15 protein-coding genes are annotated in these 17802 nt (G+C 68.3%); 11 read left to right on the forward strand and 4 right to left on the reverse strand.

What is annotated here, in order from left to right:
• Nucleotides 1-62 precede the first annotated feature (62 nt).
• From V9K91_RS12420 to ubiM, 4 genes are all read left to right on the forward strand, one after another.
• On the forward strand, nucleotides 63-1202 hold the full coding sequence (locus V9K91_RS12420; protein WP_255220478.1) for a hypothetical protein: 1140 nt from the start codon (nucleotides 63-65) through the stop codon (nucleotides 1200-1202).
• Nucleotides 1203-1263: 61 nt separating this feature from the next.
• Complete coding sequence (locus tag V9K91_RS12425; RefSeq protein ID WP_068850378.1) at nucleotides 1264-1794, forward strand: DUF4019 domain-containing protein; 531 nt, start codon at nucleotides 1264-1266, stop codon at nucleotides 1792-1794.
• Between the two features lie 15 nt (nucleotides 1795-1809).
• The gene (locus V9K91_RS12430) at nucleotides 1810-2211 is read left to right on the forward strand and encodes an MAPEG family protein (protein WP_093533144.1); all 402 of its coding nucleotides are present in this window, start codon (nucleotides 1810-1812) and stop codon (nucleotides 2209-2211) included.
• A 105-nt stretch (nucleotides 2212-2316) separates the two neighbouring features.
• Nucleotides 2317-3489, forward strand: a complete 1173-nt coding sequence (gene ubiM, locus V9K91_RS12435; RefSeq protein WP_336442937.1) for a 5-demethoxyubiquinol-8 5-hydroxylase UbiM — start codon at nucleotides 2317-2319, stop codon at nucleotides 3487-3489.
• 50 nt (nucleotides 3490-3539) lie between these two features.
• On the opposite strand, the gene V9K91_RS12440 is transcribed toward ubiM, so the two are convergent.
• Complete coding sequence (locus V9K91_RS12440) at nucleotides 3540-3770, reverse strand: RNA-binding S4 domain-containing protein (RefSeq protein WP_068850383.1); 231 nt, start codon at nucleotides 3768-3770, stop codon at nucleotides 3540-3542.
• Nucleotides 3771-4038: 268 nt separating this feature from the next.
• Between V9K91_RS12440 and V9K91_RS12445 the strand changes: the two genes are divergently transcribed.
• The 6 genes from V9K91_RS12445 to V9K91_RS12470 all read left to right on the forward strand — a co-directional run bounded on the left by V9K91_RS12445 (nucleotide 4039) and on the right by V9K91_RS12470 (nucleotide 13689).
• Nucleotides 4039-5994: a DEAD/DEAH box helicase gene (locus V9K91_RS12445; RefSeq protein ID WP_306989319.1), complete on the forward strand. Its 1956-nt coding sequence runs from the start codon at nucleotides 4039-4041 to the stop codon at nucleotides 5992-5994.
• 168 nt (nucleotides 5995-6162) lie between these two features.
• Nucleotides 6163-8580, forward strand: a complete 2418-nt coding sequence (locus V9K91_RS12450) for an EAL domain-containing protein (RefSeq protein ID WP_095363351.1) — start codon at nucleotides 6163-6165, stop codon at nucleotides 8578-8580.
• A 121-nt stretch (nucleotides 8581-8701) separates the two neighbouring features.
• A complete protein-coding gene (locus V9K91_RS12455; protein ID WP_336442807.1) occupies nucleotides 8702-10354 on the forward strand; it encodes a diguanylate cyclase in 1653 nt (550 codons plus the stop codon).
• 37 nt (nucleotides 10355-10391) lie between these two features.
• Nucleotides 10392-11114, forward strand: coding sequence for a pseudouridine synthase (locus tag V9K91_RS12460; RefSeq protein WP_093533149.1), 723 nt, complete (start codon nucleotides 10392-10394; stop codon nucleotides 11112-11114).
• 76 nt (nucleotides 11115-11190) lie between these two features.
• Nucleotides 11191-12261 carry a sensor domain-containing diguanylate cyclase gene (locus tag V9K91_RS12465; protein ID WP_093533150.1) on the forward strand — a complete coding sequence of 357 codons (1071 nt, stop codon included), beginning with the start codon at nucleotides 11191-11193 and terminating at the stop codon, nucleotides 12259-12261.
• A 264-nt stretch (nucleotides 12262-12525) separates the two neighbouring features.
• Nucleotides 12526-13689 carry an AAA family ATPase gene (locus tag V9K91_RS12470; RefSeq protein WP_306989313.1) on the forward strand — a complete coding sequence of 388 codons (1164 nt, stop codon included), beginning with the start codon at nucleotides 12526-12528 and terminating at the stop codon, nucleotides 13687-13689.
• A gap of 135 nt (nucleotides 13690-13824) precedes the next feature.
• Here the strand turns inward: V9K91_RS12470 and V9K91_RS12475 are convergent, their stop codons facing one another.
• From V9K91_RS12475 to V9K91_RS12485, 3 genes are read right to left on the reverse strand one after another with little or no spacing between them, the layout of a single operon-like run.
• Nucleotides 13825-14772 (reverse strand): DMT family transporter, encoded by a 948-nt coding sequence (locus V9K91_RS12475; protein ID WP_306989311.1) that lies wholly within the window; start codon nucleotides 14770-14772, stop codon nucleotides 13825-13827.
• Nucleotides 14773-14827: 55 nt separating this feature from the next.
• Nucleotides 14828-15646: a DUF72 domain-containing protein gene (locus tag V9K91_RS12480; protein ID WP_307107905.1), complete on the reverse strand. Its 819-nt coding sequence runs from the start codon at nucleotides 15644-15646 to the stop codon at nucleotides 14828-14830.
• Nucleotides 15643-16089, reverse strand: a complete 447-nt coding sequence (locus V9K91_RS12485) for a VOC family protein (protein WP_306989308.1) — start codon at nucleotides 16087-16089, stop codon at nucleotides 15643-15645. The genes V9K91_RS12480 and V9K91_RS12485 overlap by 4 nt, the downstream gene beginning before the upstream one ends.
• 133 nt (nucleotides 16090-16222) lie before the next feature.
• On the opposite strand from V9K91_RS12485, the gene V9K91_RS12490 reads away from it, so the two are divergent.
• Nucleotides 16223-17779, forward strand: a complete 1557-nt coding sequence (locus tag V9K91_RS12490) for a serine hydrolase (RefSeq protein WP_068850409.1) — start codon at nucleotides 16223-16225, stop codon at nucleotides 17777-17779.
• Nucleotides 17780-17802: the final 23 nt, after the last annotated feature.

Here is a 17802-nt window from a genome sequence, read left to right on the forward strand (position 1 = left end):
CTAGACTGTGCCTTCATGTGCCGTTTTCGGCACGCCCTTTGTCTGGAAGCCGGGTGTCCATGCTGCTCAAGTCGTGCGGGTTGTTGCTGTTGTGCCTAGGGCTGGCCGCCTGCAGCCAGCTGGAGAACCCCGGCAACGTCACCGCCGCCGACAAGGCAGTGCGGGCGCAGACCGCCGACGGCGACCACATGGTGTCGTTCAATGCCGCCGATGCACCGCCCGCGCCACCGCCGCCGCCCCGCAAGGGCGAGCAGGGCTGGCCGACGGTAGCGCTGGACAACGGCAAGGCCTGGCTCAGCTGCGACACCGAGTACGCCAACGACGGCGGCGACGGCGCCGCGTTGGAGGCGCTGGACCGGGCCAGCCTGGAAGCGGCCATCGCCCCGTGCGTGGAACGTGGCCTGCTGCGCGTGCGCTACGCGGGCAAGATCAATCCCGGGTTTGCCGAACTGGTGGCGCGGATCGCGCTGGTGGCCGACGCCCAGCGCGTCTCGCGGCGCATCCTGGACCTGGATTCCAGCGGTGGCCAGGTTGAAGCGGCGATCGTGGCCGGTGACCGCATCGGCGAATCCAACTGGACCATCTGGGTGCGCGAAGGCTCGGTCTGCCACAGCGCCTGCGTGTTCGTGCTGGCGGCCGGCGACAACCGGCTGGTGTCGGGCAAGGTCGGCATCCACCGCATGATGCGGATCAGTTCCAAGGCGACCTCGCGTGCCGAGCTCAACCTGGAACTCCACGAGGTCTACGACAACGTCAAGGATTACCTGCAGCGCAACGGCGTGGCCGTCGGCGTGGCCGACCTGATGATGACCGTGCCCAACCGCAGCCTGCGCCTGCTCAGCAGCGAGGAGCTGCGCCAGTTCGGCCTGGACGGCACCAATGCGGTGCAGGACGATCTGGAGCGGATCAAGCAGATGCGCAAGTGCGGCGACGATTTCGTGCGCCGCAAGGACGCCTTCCTGGTCGCCTTCGACCAGGAGTGCAAGCGCGAAGGCAGCGAGCTGGACGTGATTACCCGCTGCGGGCAGACGCTCAAGCAGCGCTTCGGCTTCCCGGATGTGACCTGCCCGGACGAGAGCCCGTTGTCGGAAATCGATGTGTCCACGCTGTTGCCCACCGGCGGGAAGCCGCGTGATGCGGTGGCCGAACGCACCGCCAGCGACGCCGACCAGCCCCCCGCCGAGGCGGCCGAACGCAACTGACGGCCTGCTCACGGCATTCCCGTAGACTGCAATGCAGTCCACTGCTGCCTACGGTGTCCCGATGCGCGTTCCGCTGCTGCTGTCGCTCCTGCTTCCCGCCGTTGCCTTGGCCCAGACCCCGCCGCCGGCCACCCCGGCCCCGGCGCCCGCGCGCCCCGCACCTGTCGCCCCGGCCGCACCGGCACGCCCGGCCTTGACCCCGCAGCAGCAGGCGCAGGTGCAGAAGCAGGACCAGGAAATGGCCGCGGCCGGCCTGAAGGTGGCGACCCTGGTCGACACCGGTCGCGCTGCCGAGGCCTGGAAGGGTGCTTCCGAGGTGGCCCGCAAGTCCGTCACCGAACAGGCCTTCGTGGCCCAGCTCGACGGCGACCGCAAGCGCCTCGGCGCACTGCTCTCGCGCGGGCAGCCCGTGGTGACCCGGGTCAAGTACAAGGCCGGCGCGACCGTGCCCGAGGGCCTCTATATCAACGTCAGTTTCCCCACGAAGTTCGCCAACAACGCCCAGCCGGTCCGCGAGCTGGTGTCGTTCCGTTTCGATGAAGACAAGGTCTGGCGCCTGGCCGGCTACAGCGTCCGCGCTGCCGCGCCCTGACCGCAGGAGAAATGCATGGGTATCGAGATCCAGATGCTGGGTTGGGCCATCGTGCTGGGCCTGGTGCAGGTGATGATCGCCGCAGGCGCGGTCACCCGCGAACGCGGCTTGGCCTGGAATGCCTCGGCCCGCGATGGCGTCGCGCCGCCACCGGGACCGCTGGCTGCACGCCTGCAGCGGGCGCAGGCCAACTTCCTGGAAACCTTCCCGTTCTTCGCCGCCGCCGTGCTGGCGGTAGTGCTCACCCAGCGCCAGGACAGCACCACCGCGCTGGCGGTGCAGCTGTATTTCTGGGCGCGGCTGGTCTACGTGCCGCTGTATGCCGCCGGCATTCCCTACGTGCGCAGCCTGGTCTGGGTGGTCTCGATGCTGGGCATCGTGCTGTTGCTGTGGCGCCTGCTGCACGGGCTGGCGTGAACCGGCGCCGACGCGGCTGATCCAGATCAAGAGCGTGCCTGCCCACGAGCGGTAAGCTCGGTCGTGGACACGCAACGGAAACGGATCATGCAGGACGATCGCGGAGTGCAGGCAGTGGATGTGCTGGTGGTGGGCGCTGGGCCAGCGGGGCTGTGTTTCGCCCGCGCGCTGGCCGGCAGCGGCCTGCGGGTGGCGGTGGCGGAGCAGCAGCCGCGCGCGGCGCTGGCCGAGGCCGCCTTCGACGGGCGCGAGATCGCGCTCACCCATGCCTCGCGGCACATCCTGGAGCAGCTGGGCCTGTGGCAGCGACTGGATCCCGCTGAAATTTCGCCGTTGCGCGACGCCAAGGTCATGGATGGGGGTTCACCGTTCGCGTTGACCTTCGCCGCGCGCGACGCGCACGGCAGCGACCTGGGCTGGCTGGTGCCCAATCACCTGATCCGCCGCGCGGCATGGGACAGCTTGCAGGGCCAAGCCGACCTGGAGATCCTCGACCAGTGCAGCGTGCGCGGCATCGTGCCCGGTGCGCGCCACAGCGAGGTGACCCTTGCCGATGGGCGCCGGCTGCAGGCGCGGCTGGTGGTGGCGGCCGACAGCCGGTTCTCGTCCACCCGGCGCATGCTGGGCATCGGCGCGCGCATGCGCGATTTCGGCAGATCGATGCTGGTCTGCCGGATGCAGGTCGAGGTGCCGCACCAGCACACTGCGTGGGAGTGGTTCGGCTATGGCCGCACCATGGCGCTGCTGCCGCTCAACGGCGACCAGGCCTCGGCGGTGATCACCCTGCCACCGCGTGAAATCGAACGGCTGCTGGCGCAGGAGGCGGCGACCTTCGGACGCAGCATCAGTGCGTGTTTCGAACACCGCCTGGGCGCGATGACGCCGGTGGCGCGGCCCCATGCATACCCGCTGGTGGGGGTCTACGCCACTGCGTTCGTGGGCGCGCGCTGCGCGCTGATCGGCGATGCCGCGGTGGGCATGCACCCGGTCACGGCGCACGGTTTCAACCTGGGCCTGCAGAGCCAGGACCGGTTGGCCGCGATCCTGCGCCGGGCGGCCGGGCGGGGTACCGACATCGCCGCTCCGGCCGGTCTGGCCGCCTACGAGCGGGGGCACCGGCTGGCCTCACGGCCGCTGTACGAGGCGACCAATGCGATCGCCACGCTGTATACCGATGACCGCCTGCCGGCGCGGGTGCTGCGTCGGGCGGGGCTGCGGCTGGCCCACGGGGTGGCGCCGTTCCGGCAGCTGATTGCCGCGCACCTCACCGGCAGGTGACCACCGTTGGTCCACACCGGTAGGTGACGACCGCGGGTCGTCACACGGGATCAGGGGGCGTCGCTGTCGGCGATGACGTTGATCACGGTGTCGCCGAACTGGACCTGCTGGCCGCCGCGGATCTTGCAGGCCTTGCGCAGCTCCACTTCGCCGTCAACGAGCACCTGGCCGTCGCCGATCACGGTCTTGGCTTCGCCGCCGCTGGTCACCAGGTCGGCCAGCTTGAGCAGCTGCTTCAGTTCCACGTACTCGCTGTCCAGTTCAAATTCGAGGGTCTGCATGGAGCGGGGTATCCTGTGAAGGGGCGCGGAGCGGGGCCGCGCCGAAATCGGGCGCATATTGTGCGCCAGCACGCGGCGTTTACCGCTTCCGTGCTGAAATCTGTACGCGTGGTTCAGGATTCATGCGGTATCATCGCGCCCTGAGCGAGTGAATTCTCCTCCGACCGAGCAGCGCCAGGGCACGCGATAAGAAAGGGCGCCCAAAGCGCGGACCATCCCCTTTTTTATGCCACTGCCACGTAAAACGGTAGTGGCTTCGGAGTTCCCCATGTCCCAAGAATCCCCCACGCCGCTGCTGTTCGCAGACCTCGGCCTGTCCGACGCTGTGATGAAGGCCGTTGCCGCCGTCGGCTATGAAACCCCGTCGCCGATCCAGGCCGCCACCATCCCGGCGATGCTGGAAGGCCGCGACGTGCTGGGCCAGGCCCAGACCGGTACCGGCAAGACCGCCGCCTTCGCGCTGCCGGTCCTGTCCAACCTGGATTTCAACCAGACCAAGCCGCAGGTGCTGGTGCTGGCGCCCACCCGCGAACTGGCCATCCAGGTCGCCGAGGCGTTCCAGACCTACTCCTCGGGCATCCCCGGTTTCCGCGTGCTGCCGGTTTACGGCGGGCAGCCGTACGGCCAGCAGCTGCAGGCCCTGCGCCGTGGCGTGCACGTCATCGTGGGCACCCCGGGCCGCGTGATCGATCACCTCGATCGCGGCACCCTGGACCTGTCCGAGCTGAAGACCCTGGTGCTGGACGAAGCCGATGAAATGCTGCGCATGGGCTTCATTGACGACGTCGAAGCCGTGCTGAAGAAGCTGCCGGAAACCCGCCAGGTGGCGCTGTTCTCGGCCACCATGCCGTCGCAGATCCGCCGCATCGCGCAGACCTACCTGAAGAACCCGGCCGAAGTCACCATCGTCAGCAAGACCACCACGTCGGCCAACATCCGCCAGCGTTACTGGTGGGTGAGCGGCATGCACAAGCTGGACGCGCTGACCCGCATCCTGGAAGTGGAACCGTTCGACGCGATGATCATCTTCTCGCGCACCAAGGCGGCCACCGAAGAACTGGCGGAAAAGCTGCAGGCCCGTGGCCTGGCCGCTGCCGCCATCAACGGCGACATGCAGCAGGCGCAGCGTGAGCGCACCATCGGCATGCTGAAAGAAGGCAAGCTGGACATCCTGGTGGCCACCGACGTGGCCGCGCGCGGCCTGGACGTGGAGCGCATCAGCCACGTGCTGAACTACGACATCCCGTATGACACCGAAAGCTACGTGCACCGCATCGGCCGTACCGGCCGTGCCGGCCGCACCGGCGATGCGATCCTGTTCGCCACCCCGCGCGAAAAGGGCATGCTGCGTGCGATCGAGCGCGCCACCCGCCAGCCGATCGAAGAGATGCAGCTGCCGAGCGTGGACGCGGTCAACGACACCCGCATCAACAAGTTCATGAGCCGCATCAGCGATGCGCTCGATGCCGGCGGCACCGAGTTCTACCGCGACCTGCTGCAGAAGCTGGAAGGCGAGAAGAACGTGCCGGCGATCGAGATCGCCGCCGCGCTGGCCAAACTGCTGCAGGGCGATTCGCCGTTCCTGCTGACCCCGCCGGTGCGTGGTGCCCGTGAAGAGCGTGCGCCGCACCCGCGTGCCGACCGCAACGACCGTGGCGAGCGCCCGGCGCGTTTCGAACCGCGCTTCGAGCGTGGCCCGCGCCGTGAAGACGACCGCGGCCCGCGTCCGCCGCGTCCGGAAGGCGATTTCGGCGGCAACGACGGTGGCTTCGAGCGTGCCCCTCGCCGTGAAATCGCCCCGCGTGGCGAGCCGGAACCCGGCATGGAAACCTTCCGTATCGAAGTGGGCCATGTGCACGGGGTCAAGCCGGGCAACATCGTCGGCGCGATCGCCAATGAAGCCGGGCTGGAAAGCCGCTTCATCGGCCGCATCGACATCCGTGACGACTTCTCGATCCTGGATCTTCCGGCGGAAATGCCGGCCGACCTGCTCAGCCACCTGAAGAAGGTATGGGTGTCGGGCCAGCAGCTCCAGATGCGCAAGGTCGAGCCGGGTGAAGACACCGCAGGCTCGGGTTCGGCACGCCCGCCGTTCAAGCCGAAGTTCGGCCGCGGCGGCAAGCCGGGCGGTCCGGGTGGTCACCGTGGCCCGGGTGGTCCGGGCGGCAACGACCGTCCGCCGCGTCGTGACGGTTTCAAGCCGCGCGGTCCGCGCAACGGCTGATCGCTCCACATCGCCGCAGCCAACAACGCCAGCCTTCGGGCTGGCGTTGTCGTTTCAGCTACCTGACCGATGTGACGGCGAAACTTCGCGCCGTTTCAACAAGGCTGGACCTAGCCTGCAATTACAGGGGACTATGCCAAGCACCCATGGGCGCCGGAGGGATCTGCGATGCTGGGAGGCAGCAGGGATGTGGGCAGTACCGCCGTGCCGCATGTAACGCGGGGTTTGACCCTGCGGTTCGTGCTGCTTACCGGCATGGCGGTCGGGCTGGTGGGGTTGTCGGCGCTGATCCAGGAACTGCAGGGCGCCTCCACCGCCTGGATCGTGGGGCAGAGCCATTGGTCGCGCAGCCAGCAGCATGCCTCCTTTGCGCTGGAGCGATACCTCACCTCGGGCAATCCGGCCGCACTGGCCGAAGCGCGCGCGGCGCTGCAGGTGCCGCTGGGTGACCTGGACGCACGCCGCGCGCTGGAACAGGACGACGTGGATATCGCGCGGGCGCGGCGCGGCTTCCTGCAGGGCGGCAACCAGCCGGGCGACATCAACCGGCTGATCCTGTCGTTCCGCTACCTGGGGCATCTCGGTTACTTCCGCGATGCGGTGCACCTGTGGCAGCAGACCGACCATGGCCTGGCGCAGCTGCAGGCGATGATGGACAGCGCCGAAGCGATGCATGCCGACGGCCGCGTGGAGCCCGCCATGCGCGAAGCATTGCTGGTCCAGCTGCAGGCGCTGGACCGCAGCCTGCAGGCGCAGGCCCGCGCCTTCTCGCTGGCGCTGCTCAATACGGCTTCCATCGTGCGCATGGTCACGCTGGCTGTCGGTGGCCTGTCAGTCCTGCTGATCACCCTGGTTGCCGTACTGCTGTCACGACGCGTGCGCCATGACCTGATCGACACCGAAAGCCGCTTCCGTGCCGCGTTCTACCAGGCCACGGTGGGCATGCTCAAGCTGGACCACGCCGGGGGCATTGTCGAAGCCAACCAGGCCATGGCCGATATCCTCGGCTATCGCCGCGACGCGCTGCTGGGCATGGAGCTGCCGGAACTGCTGGTGGATGGCGAGCTGGTGCTCGACGAGGCCGGCGACATCGACTGGCCGCGCCAGCTGCGCCCGGGCGAACTGCGCTTCCGGCATGCCGACGGCGGCCTGCTGTGGGGGCGTTGGAGCGGCACCCTGGTGCGCAGCCCCGGCCGTGAGGTCTCGGTGTTTGCGATCATTGAAGACGTCTCGCAGAACCACGCGCTGGCCCGCGAGGTCGAGCACCACGCCAGCCACGATCCGCTGACCGGGCTGGTCAACCGCCGCGAGATCGAACGCCTGCTGGAACTGGCGCTGCTGGACGTGCGCAGCCATGGCGGGACCCACAGCCTGTGCTACCTGGACCTGGATTATTTCAAGCTGGTCAACGATGGCCTTGGCCACGCGGCCGGTGACCAGTTGCTGCGCGGCTTTGCCGACTACCTGGAAGGTGCGGTGCGCGAAGGGGACTGGGTGGGCCGCATGGGCGGTGACGAGTTCGCGATGTTCCTGGCCGACGCCCGCCAGGAAGAAGCCAAGCAGGTGTTGCAGCGGATCGCACGCAACCTGGGCCAGGCCGGATTCCAGCGCGACGACGGGCTGCCGCGGGTCAGCTGCAGCATCGGGGTGGTCGAAATCACCGCGGAGGTGGCGGACGTGAACTGGCTGATGAGCGCGGCCGACAGCGCCTGCTATGCGGCCAAGCAGGCCGGGCGCAACCGCGTGCATTGTTTCAACGAGAACCGGATGGCGCTGGAAGAGCGGCTGCTGGAAGCAGACCGGCTGGCGCATGTGTCCAGCGCGATCGCCGAAAACCGCATGCTGCTGTACGCCCAGCGCATCGAGCAGGTGGGCGACCCGGGCTTCCTGCATTACGAAGTGCTGGTGCGCATGCGCGGTACCGACGGCCAGCTGCAGGGCCCGGGCGATTTCATGCCGGCGGTGGAGCGCTATGGCATGGGCATGGCGCTGGACCGGCACGTGCTGGGGCTGCTGTTCCGCCACCTGCAGCTGTGCCCGGCGCATGTGCAGCGGCTGGGCCTGTGCAACGTGAACGTATCGGCCCAATCGATCGCCGAGCCGACGTTCCTGGCCTTCGTCTGCGACCTGCTCGAGCGCAACCGCGGGCTGGCGCGCAAGCTGTGTTTCGAGATCACCGAGACCGCGGCGATCAGCAACCTGGACCAGGCGCGCAGCTTCGTCGAAGGGGTCAAGGCGCGGGGCTGCCGGGTGGCACTGGACGACTTCGGTGCCGGGCTGTCCTCGTTCGGCTACCTGCGCCAGCTGCCGGCGGACATGCTCAAAATCGATGGGGTGTTCGTGCGCGACATGGATATCGATCCGGTCAGCCGTGCCACGGTGCGCGCCATCACCGAAATCGGCCGCGAGCTGCACATGAGCGTGACCGCCGAGTGGGTGGAGTCCGAAGAGATCGCCGCGCAGCTGCGGGCGCTCGGGGTGGAAGGGCTGCAGGGGTATGCCATCGAACGGCCGATGCCGCTGGAAAAGCTCACCCAGCCCTCGCTGTGGCGGGAAACCCCGGTGCCGTCCAGCCGCCTTTCCTGAACTGTGACGTGCACCGGCGCGCCTTCTTGCGATAATCGCCACGGGGACGCCATGCGGTGTGCATGGCGGTGCAGGGCGACAGGGTGATGGTGTGAGGCGCAGCGACGGCGGGATGCAGGGGATGAGCGGGGCCATCAGGTGGCTGACCGGCCTGGTGTGGCTGCTGCTGTCGGCCACGGCGTTGGCCGGCACGGCCCAGGTCGGCCGTGATGTGCTGCTGCTGGGCGGCGCCACCGACCAGCAGGCCCCGCAGCGCCCCTGCTCACCGGAGGTGCTGGCCCATCACCAGGACATCCTTTCGATTCCGGCGCCTGCAGGCGGCTGGTCCGGTGCGCCACAGGCGGTGGATGTATTCGGGGTGCTGACCGGGGAGGTGCGGATCAGTCACGGCGACCGCCAGATCTGCGGCAGCATGCACGACGCCCGCACCCGGGATTCGCGCTTCCGCGCCGGGGTCGGCATGGTGGTGGTGCCCAAGGCCGGCGAGCGCGAGCCGATCATCGTGTCATGGGCCGCGCCGCTGAAGCCGCGCTGGATTCCCACCGTCCGGCTGGGGGCGCCCAGCCCGGTGCAGCAGAACGATACCGCCCGCCTGCTGGTGCGCGCGGCCTGCATCGCGGTGGCAATCGCTTTGGCGCTGTCGGCGCTGATGGGGTTTGTGACCGCCCGCGACCGCACCTTCCTTTACTACGTGGCGATCTGCGCGGTGTTCGTGCTGTGGCAGGCGGTGCTGGGTGGCCTCAGCGGGTACCCCGAGCCGTGGTTGCCGGTGCACGACCGCGCGTCGTGGTGGCTGGTGGCGCTGAGCACGTTCGCGCTGGCGCTGCTGCTGCCGATCCTGTGGCGGCTCAATGGCGGCGCCCGGTTGTGGCCGGGCTCAGGCAGCGGCCAGCGCGCAGTGCTGTGGGGGCTGGTGCTGGCCGGGTTGTGCGTGCCATGGATGGGCACGGCCGGGCTGGCCTGGATGGCGGCTGCGCTGGAAGCAGTGTTCGTGCTGGGCTGCGTGGTCTGCCTCGGGGTGGGCCTGTGGGCGCTGGTGCAGCGCGATGGCTATGCGGCGGCGGGGCTGTTCGCGCTGGCACCGTGGTGGATCCTGATCACCGCCGACGCGCTGCACGCACACTGGCTGACCGCGTACCGGATCGAGGCGCTGCAGCTGTCGGCGACCTGGTTCCTGATGATGGCCGCCTATGCGCTCAACCTGCGCCTGGGCCGGCTGCGCCAGCAGCGCGACGAGATGCGCCAGCTGGCCGACACCGATGCGTTGACCGGCCTGCCCAACCGCCGCCACGGCCTGCACCTGCTGGCCCGCCACCTGGAACGGGCGGGCGCGGAGCAGCAGCCGCTGGCGATCGGCTTCCTGGACATCGATCTGTTCAAGGACATCAACGACCGCTTCGGCCACGAGGTCGGCGACCAGGTGCTGGTGGCCGTGGCGCGCGGCCTGCGCGGGGCGGTGCGGGTGCAGGACGACGTGATCCGCATGGGCGGCGAGGAATTCCTGGTGCTGCTGCCGGGCGCCAGCCACGGCGCGGCACTGGCGCGGCTGGAAAGCGTGCGCCGGCAGATTCCGACGGTGACCGCGCCGCTGGGCATTTCCGGCCTGGCGGTGACGGTGAGCATCGGGCTGGCGGTGCTGCGCCCGGGCCGTGATGACCTGGCGGGGCTGCTGCGGCGCGCCGACCATGCGATGTACCGGGCCAAGCGCGCGGGGCGCAACCAGGTCTGCGACGGTGAACAGGCGCTGCCGGCGGATGATCCGCTGGTCGCCTGATGCCGCGCCGGACGGGGTTTTGCCGGATAATGGCGTGATGACAACCCGACTCAACAAGTTCATTGCCGAAACCGGCTTCTGTTCCCGGCGTGAAGCCGACCGCATCATCGGCGAGCGCCGCGTCACCGTGAACGGCCACCCGGCCGGTACCGGTGCGGTGGTCGGCGAGGGCGACGTGGTGCTGGTCGACGGCCAGCCGCTGCGCGCGCGCGAGGCAAAAAAGGCCGGTGGCCGCCGTCATGTGTACATCGCGCTGAACAAGCCGGTGGGCATCACCTGCACCACCGAAAGTGCGGTGAAGGGCAACATCGTCGATTTCGTCGGCCATGAGCAGCGCATCTTCCCGGTCGGCCGGCTGGACAAGGATTCGGAAGGCCTGATCCTGATGACCAGCAACGGCAACATCGTCAACCAGATCCTGCGCGCGGAGAACAACCACCAGAAGGAATACCTGGTGGCGGTGAACAAGCCGGTGACCGACGAGTTCCTGCGCGGCATGGCGCGCGGGGTGCGCATCCACAATGAAACGACGCTGCCGTGCCGGGCCTCGCGCATCGCCAAGTTCGGCTTCCGGATCGTGCTGCAGCAGGGCCTGAACCGGCAGATCCGGTTGATGGCGGCGGCGTTCGATTACCGGGTGACCCAGCTGCGCCGGGTGCGCATCGACAACGTCAAGATCGGGGCGCTCAAGCCGGGCCAGTGGCGCAACCTGACCGATGCGGAATTGAAGGGGCTGCTGCCGCAGCAGCAGGACTGGTAGGTCCTGCACCGGCGGGTAACCTTTGCCTCGGGTGATCGGGCTAGACTGTGGCCAGCTCCCGGATTCGACCCGCTGCATGATCAAGCCCGAGAAGCCCGTCAACGAGGCGGTTCGCCTGGCGGCACTCTATCGCTATCGCATCCTGGATTCGGAGAAGGAAAAGTCCTTCGAGGATCTGGTGACCATCGCCAAGGCGGTGTGTGGCGCCTCCATGGCGGCGGTCACGCTGATCGACGCCGAACGCCAATGGTTCAAATCCATCCAGGGGACGGAGGCCCAGGAGCTGCCACGCTCGGAGTCGATGTGTGGCCATGCGATCCTGCAGCCGGAACGGGTGATGGTGGTCGAGGATGCGCAACGCGATGTGCGCTTCCATGACAATCCCATCGTGACCGGTGACCCGAAGGTGCGCTTCTACGCGGGGGCGCCGCTGGTGAGTACGGAGGGGTTGCCGCTGGGCACGCTGTGCGTGTTCGATCCGCAACCGCAACGGTTGGATGCGCAGCAGACCGAGGCGCTGGCGGCGCTGTCGCGGCAGGTGATGCTGGTGATGGAGCTGCGCCGGTTTGCGCTGGACATCCAGACGCACATGGTGGAGCGCGACGATTACGAGCGGTTGCTGGGCGAGTACCACGATGTGCTGCTGGCGCAGAACGCGGACCTGGCCGAGCAGAGCCGGACGGATGTGCTGACCGGGCTGCCGAACCGGCGGGCGATGGCGGTGGCACTGGATGCGTCGGTGTTGGATGCGGACGGGCAGCCACGGCAGACGGCGGTGGCGCTGGTGGACATCGATCATTTCAAGCAGATCAACGATTTCAACGGGCACGCGACCGGCGACCGGGTGCTGGCGGAATTGGGGGTGCTGCTGCGGGCGCAGTTCTCCGGCCGCGGGCTGGCGGCGCGCTATGGCGGGGAAGAGTTCGTGGTGCTGATGCCGGATACGGACCTGCGCACGGCGGAGCTGCAGTGCGATTTCCTGCGGATGGCGGTTTCCGACCTGCCGCTGGGGTTTCCGGTGACGGTCAGTATCGGGGTCGCGGCGCATCGTTCAGGTGACACGGTGGAGCAGACGCTGGAGCGGGCGGATGCGGCCTTGTACCGGGCGAAGGGTAATGGGCGGAATCGGGTTGAGTTGGCGCCCTGAGTTTTAGAGCCTTGGTCTGCGGGCGTGCCTGGTTTGGCTGGCGGGTGCGGGTTTGCGGGACACGCCGTGAATCCTTCCATGGAGGCTTGTAGAAAACATCCATGTTTTCTACAGTCCCGCAAACCCGCCCCCGCCAGCCTTTGACGCTTGGCCGGTGTGCCGGCAAAAAGCATGACGATTGAATGGGTCAATCGCGCCATCAATCGCAATATCTGCGACCTGGCGCTGCCATCCTGCAATCCCGTTTCCCTGCGGAGTCCGTCCGTGCTGCAGACCCTCGCCATTTCCAACTACCGTTCCCTGCACGACCTGGTCGTGCCGATGGGGGCATTGAACCTGGTCACCGGTGACAACGGCAGTGGCAAGTCCAGCCTGTACCGCGCGCTGCGGCTGCTGGCCGATACGGCGCGGGGAGGAGTGACGCCGTCGCTGGCGCGGGAGGGCGGGTTCCAGTCGGCGCTGTGGGCCGGTCCGGAGCGGTTGGACCGGCGGATGCTGGCGGGCGAGGTGCCGGTGCAGGGCGGGCCGCGGCAGGCATCGGTGGCGCTGCGGCTGGGTTTTGCGGCGGATGATTTCGGGTATGCGATCGATCTGGGCTACCCGGTGGCCGATTCGCATTCGATGTTCAACCTGGACCCACAGATCAAGTGCGAGAGCATCTGGGCCGGGCCGTTCCTGCGCAGCAGCAATGTGCTGGTGGAGCGGCGCGGGGCGATGGTGCGGCGGCGCAGTGGGCGCAGCTGGGAGCTGCTGGAATCGAACCTGTCGGTGCACGAAAGCCTGTTTACGCAGGTTGCCGATCCGCAGCGGATGCCGGAGGTGCTGCGGCTGCGCGAGACGCTGCGCAGCTGGCGCTTCTATGATCATTTCCGCAGTGACCGGGACGCGCCGGCGCGACAGGCGAGCCTGGCCACGCGTACGCCGGTGCTGAGCCACGATGGGCATGACCTGGCGGCGGCGTGGCGGACGATCGTGGAGATCGGCGATTCCGATGCGCTGGCGGCGGCGCTGGACGATGCGTTCCCCGGGGCGCGGGTCTACATCGAGCCGAGTGAGGATCACCTGAGCCTGAAGTTCCATCAGCCCGGTCTGCTGCGGCCGTTGGGCGCGGCGGAGTTGTCCGACGGGACGTTGCGCTATCTGTTGCTGATCGCGGCGCTGCATACGCCGCGCCCGCCGCCGTTGATGGTGCTCAACGAGCCGGAAACCAGCCTGCATCCGGACCTGCTGCCGGCGCTGGGGCGGTTGATCATCGGGGCGGCGGCGCGCAGCCAGGTGTGGGTGGTGTCGCATGCCAGCCGGTTGATCGCGGCGCTGCGCGAGGCAGAGCCGTGCACGTCGATCGCGCTGGAAAAGCAGATGAGCCGTACGACGCTGGTGGGCCAGGGGGTGCTGGACGCGCCGGCATGGTACTGGCCCGAACGCTGACGCCGGAAGCGTTGGCCCGTAAAAAACGGATCGGTTGACGGATCGGTGAAATGGATCGGTGAACGGATCGGGAAAACGGATCGGGAAAACGGATCGGTACCCGTCGGCTCCACCCGCCGCGCGGGTTCCGGTTCTTCACTCGGCGATGTTGCGCGCTTCGGCGGTGCCCAGGATCTCGGGATGCTGCACTTTCTTGCGCCGGTTCAACAGCGGGTGCAGGAAGACCGCGCCGACGATGATCGCCACGCCGGCATAGAACAGCGGGGTGAGTTCACGCTGTTCACTCAGCAGGACCATGGCCAGCAGGATCGCGTAGACCGGTTCCAGGTTGGTGACCAGCTGCACGGTGTAGGCGCTGAGGTGGCGCAGCGCGACCAGCGCCAGGGCGAACGGCAGCAGGGTGCACACGCCGGCCAGGGCCAGCAGCAACATCCCGTCGCGCAGGTCGGGTATCACCCACAGCGGGCTGGCCAGTGCGGGCAGCAGGAACGGCAGCAGCGGGGCGAGCAGGGTCAGGGTGACGGTGCCGGCGCCCAGTTCCACCGCAGTGACGGTGAGTGGGTCGGCGTGGCTGACCAGGCGCTTGTTGAGCGAGCCGAAGATGGCGACCAGCAATGCGGACATCGCACCAACTAGGACACCCACGCGCATGCCGTCAGGCACGCCGCCAACCACCATGCCCACGCCCGGCAGCACGGCGATGCCGAAGGCCAGTTCGCGCAGCTGGAAGGGGCGCTCGGCGACCCAGGGTTCGATGACGGCGGTGAACACCGGGGCCAGCGCGATGCAGGTGGCCGCCACCGAGGCATTGGCCAGCTTCACCGCGCCGTAGAAGGTGAGCCAGTGCAGGGCGACCAGCGCGCCCACGCCGCAGTAGCCGGCGAACAGGGCGGGGGAGAGCTGGCGCAACCCGCGCCAGACGCGTGGCAGCAGGGCCAGCATGGCCACCACCAGCAGCATGCGCCACCACACCAGCGGCAACGCGGGCAGGCTGATGAGCTTGCCGAGGATGGCGGTGATGCCCCACAGCAGCACGCAGAAGTGGATTTGCAGCAGCGCTTTGCGGGTGTCGGTCATCGGCATCCGCGTATTGTGCGTCAATCGGCAAGGCCCCGATAGCGCGGGGCCTTGCCCGGCCCTATGCGCCGACCTGCTGCAGTTGTTTCCGCAGCGCCACCGCGGCGCCAGGGTTGCGGTGCTTGGCGGCGCCGATGAACAGCATGAACACCTCGCGCGGCCCACTGGCGGGGGCGTCGGCCGTGATGTGCGGCAGGTCGGGATTGTCGTCGCCACGCGCCCAGCGCATCGCGCGCAGGCACCACTGTTCCAGCGTGCGCTCGGGGTAGCCGGCACGCAGGTTGGCGCGCGACTGCATCAGCCTGGCGTAGATGAAATCCGCGGTGGGGTCGGCAAAGCTGGGATAATCGGCCGAGCCGCTGAACACCAGGGCCGCGCCGTGCGCGCGCGCCACGGCCACCAGCTCCGGCGTCCACGCCGCGGGATTGCGCACTTCCAGTGCGTGCCGGAGCACTTGTCCATTGGCCCTGCCGGGCAGGGCATCGAGGAACCGATCGAACTCCTGTGCACCCGCCGGATGGGTATCGCCAAACTGCCACACCAGCGGGCCGAGGCGATCCTCCAGCGCGGTGATGCCGTTGATGAAGTTGTCGGCGCGTGCGCCGGCCGCCGCCAGGTCGTGGGTCTGGGTGATCGTGCGTGGCGCCTTGGCGGAGAATTTGAAGCCGGGCGGGGTCTGCTCGCGCCACTGCGCGTACACCGCCGGCTTCTGCGCGCGGTAGAAGGTGCTGTTGATTTCGATGCAGCCGAGCTGGCGGCTGGCATGCGCCAGCTCCTCGCGCTGCGGCAGGCCGGCGGGGTAGAACGTGCCACCGCGCCAGGCCGGGAACACCCAACCGCCGATGCCGGTATGAATCGGTCCGGGAACAGCGTGCTTCAAGCGTCGCTCTCCTTCCAGGGGTCGTAGCTGCCGAACCACCACAGGTGGCCCTCGAGGTCGCGGCAGGCATAGCCGCGGCCGCCGTAGTCCTGGTCGGCGATATCGATCGCCAGCTCGGCCCCGGCGGCGACCGCACGCTCGTAGTGGGCATCGGGATCGGTCACGATGACGCAGGCACTCTGGGTTTCGCGGCCCTCGACTTCATCGGGTTGCACGATGAGCTTGCCCCAGTCGCCGCCGTTGTCGACCGAGCCGAGCATGATCATGCCGCGGCCGTAGACCAGTTGGGCGTGGTACACGATGTCGCCTTCGGCGTACACGGCCTGCGCGGTGAACCCGAACGCACGCTCCAGCCAGGCGATGGCCGCACGCGCGTCGCGGTAACGCAGGCAGGGAATGATGGTGGAGCCGGTGTCGGTGTCGGTGTCGGTGGGGAGGGTCATGCGGGTGCTCCGGGGTGGGCGGCTTCTGGCACAGGCGAGCCTGCGGCCGGCCGCGTTACCATCGCGCGAAACCTGGCGTAACCGGCCCGTCGGTGGCCTCGACGCCCCTGCAACATGCAACCGGAGACACTGATTGAACACATCCTGGATCGGAGGCCTTGTGCTGCTGGCGTGCGCACCCCTGGCGTCGGCAGCCGTGCCGGCCGAACTGCAACGGCTGGATGCCACGGTGGAACGCGTGCGCAGCCAGTTCGACATTCCCGGCATCGCGGTGGCGGTGGTCAAGGACGGTCAGGTCGTCTTCGAGCGCGGCTATGGCGTGCGCGAGCTGGGCAAGCCGGCACCGGTCGAGGCCGACACCCTGTTCGCCATCGCCTCCAACACCAAGGCGTTCACGGCCACCTCGCTGAACCTGCTGGCCGAGCAGGGCAAGCTGAAGATGGACGACCGGGTGATCGACCACCTGCCGTCGTTCCGCATGTCCGATCCGTACGTGACCGGCGAAATGCGCATCCGCGACCTGCTGTCGCACCGCAGCGGGCTCAGCCTGGGCGCGGGCGACCTGCTGTTCTGGCCGACCACCACCTACAGCAACGCCGAGGTGGTGCAGCGGCTGGGCAAGGTGCCGCTGAAAGCCGGCTTCCGTGACCGCTACGCCTACGACAACATCCTGTATGCGGTGGCGCAGCAGGTGATCGAACAGGTTTCCGGGCAGTCGTATGCGGACTTCCTGCAGCAGCACATCTTCACCCCGGTGGGCATGGCCGGCACCCGCTTCAATGCCGATCACCTGAAGCCGGGCGACAAGGCCGCCACCGGGCATGCCAAGTTCGACTTCACCGACCTGCGCACGGTGGCGCCGCTGACCTGGTCCAACAACGCCGGTGCGGGCGGGGTGTATTCCAGCGTGCACGACATGGCGCGCTGGATGAACGTGCAGCTGGCGCAGGGCAAGCTGGAAAACGGCACCGCGCTGTTCAGCCCGAAGAGCCAGCAGGCGATGTGGCAGATGATCACCCCGCAGGTCGTGCCCGAACCGAGCGTGCCGGCCCTGGCTGCCGCGCGCCCGAACTTCGCCGGCTACGGCGAGGGCTGGAGCCTGAGCGACTACCGGGGGCAGAAGCTGGTGTGGCACACCGGCGGTTGGCCGGGCATGGTGTCGCGGGTGACGTTGGTGCCGGAGCAGAAGCTGGGCATCGTGGTGCTGACCAACCAGGAAGTCGGCGCGGCCTTCAACGCGGTCACCATGGACGTGCTGGACGCCTATCTCAAGGCGCCGGCCACCGACTGGGTGGCGGCGTATGCCGCGGCGGTGGCCAAGGCGCAGGACAAGGCCGACGAGGGCTGGGCGGCGCACCAGGCGGCACGCGATCCGAAATCCACGCCGTCGCTGCCGCTGGCCCGCTACGCCGGCACCTACCGTGACCCGTGGTATGGCGAGGTGTTCGTCGAGCAGCGCGCCGGCAAGCTGCGCCTGCGTTTCGGCAGGACAGCGCAGCTGGTGGGCACGATGGAGCACTGGCAGCACGATACGTTCATCGTGCGCTGGGACGACCGCTCGCTCAACGCCGATGCGTTCGTGAACTTCAGCCTGGATCCGGACGGCAAGGTGCGCGAGGTGCGCATGCAGGCGGTTTCGTCGCTGACCGACTTCAGTTTCGATTTCCAGGACCTGGTGTTGACCCCGTGAAAACAAACGGCAGGCTGCGGTGG

Source organism: Stenotrophomonas sp. CCNWLW57 (assembly GCF_037203925.1).
Lineage (GTDB): Bacteria > Pseudomonadota > Gammaproteobacteria > Xanthomonadales > Xanthomonadaceae > Stenotrophomonas > Stenotrophomonas rhizophila_A.

What these genes read in the sequence shown, in the direction of transcription:
- V9K91_RS12485 (WP_306989308.1), bottom strand. Translation starts at nt 16,089, where the DNA reads ATGACCCTCCCCACCGACACCGACACCGACACCGGCTCCACCATCATT.
- V9K91_RS12455 (WP_336442807.1), top strand. Translation starts at nt 8,702, where the DNA reads ATGAGCGGGGCCATCAGGTGGCTGACCGGCCTGGTGTGGCTGCTGCTG.
- V9K91_RS12450 (WP_095363351.1), top strand. Translation starts at nt 6,163, where the DNA reads ATGCTGGGAGGCAGCAGGGATGTGGGCAGTACCGCCGTGCCGCATGTA.
- V9K91_RS12430 (WP_093533144.1), top strand. Translation starts at nt 1,810, where the DNA reads ATGGGTATCGAGATCCAGATGCTGGGTTGGGCCATCGTGCTGGGCCTG.
- V9K91_RS12440 (WP_068850383.1), bottom strand. Translation starts at nt 3,770, where the DNA reads ATGCAGACCCTCGAATTTGAACTGGACAGCGAGTACGTGGAACTGAAG.
- V9K91_RS12475 (WP_306989311.1), bottom strand. Translation starts at nt 14,772, where the DNA reads ATGCCGATGACCGACACCCGCAAAGCGCTGCTGCAAATCCACTTCTGC.
- V9K91_RS12425 (WP_068850378.1), top strand. Translation starts at nt 1,264, where the DNA reads ATGCGCGTTCCGCTGCTGCTGTCGCTCCTGCTTCCCGCCGTTGCCTTG.
- V9K91_RS12465 (WP_093533150.1), top strand. Translation starts at nt 11,191, where the DNA reads ATGATCAAGCCCGAGAAGCCCGTCAACGAGGCGGTTCGCCTGGCGGCA.
- V9K91_RS12445 (WP_306989319.1), top strand. Translation starts at nt 4,039, where the DNA reads ATGTCCCAAGAATCCCCCACGCCGCTGCTGTTCGCAGACCTCGGCCTG.
- V9K91_RS12460 (WP_093533149.1), top strand. Translation starts at nt 10,392, where the DNA reads ATGACAACCCGACTCAACAAGTTCATTGCCGAAACCGGCTTCTGTTCC.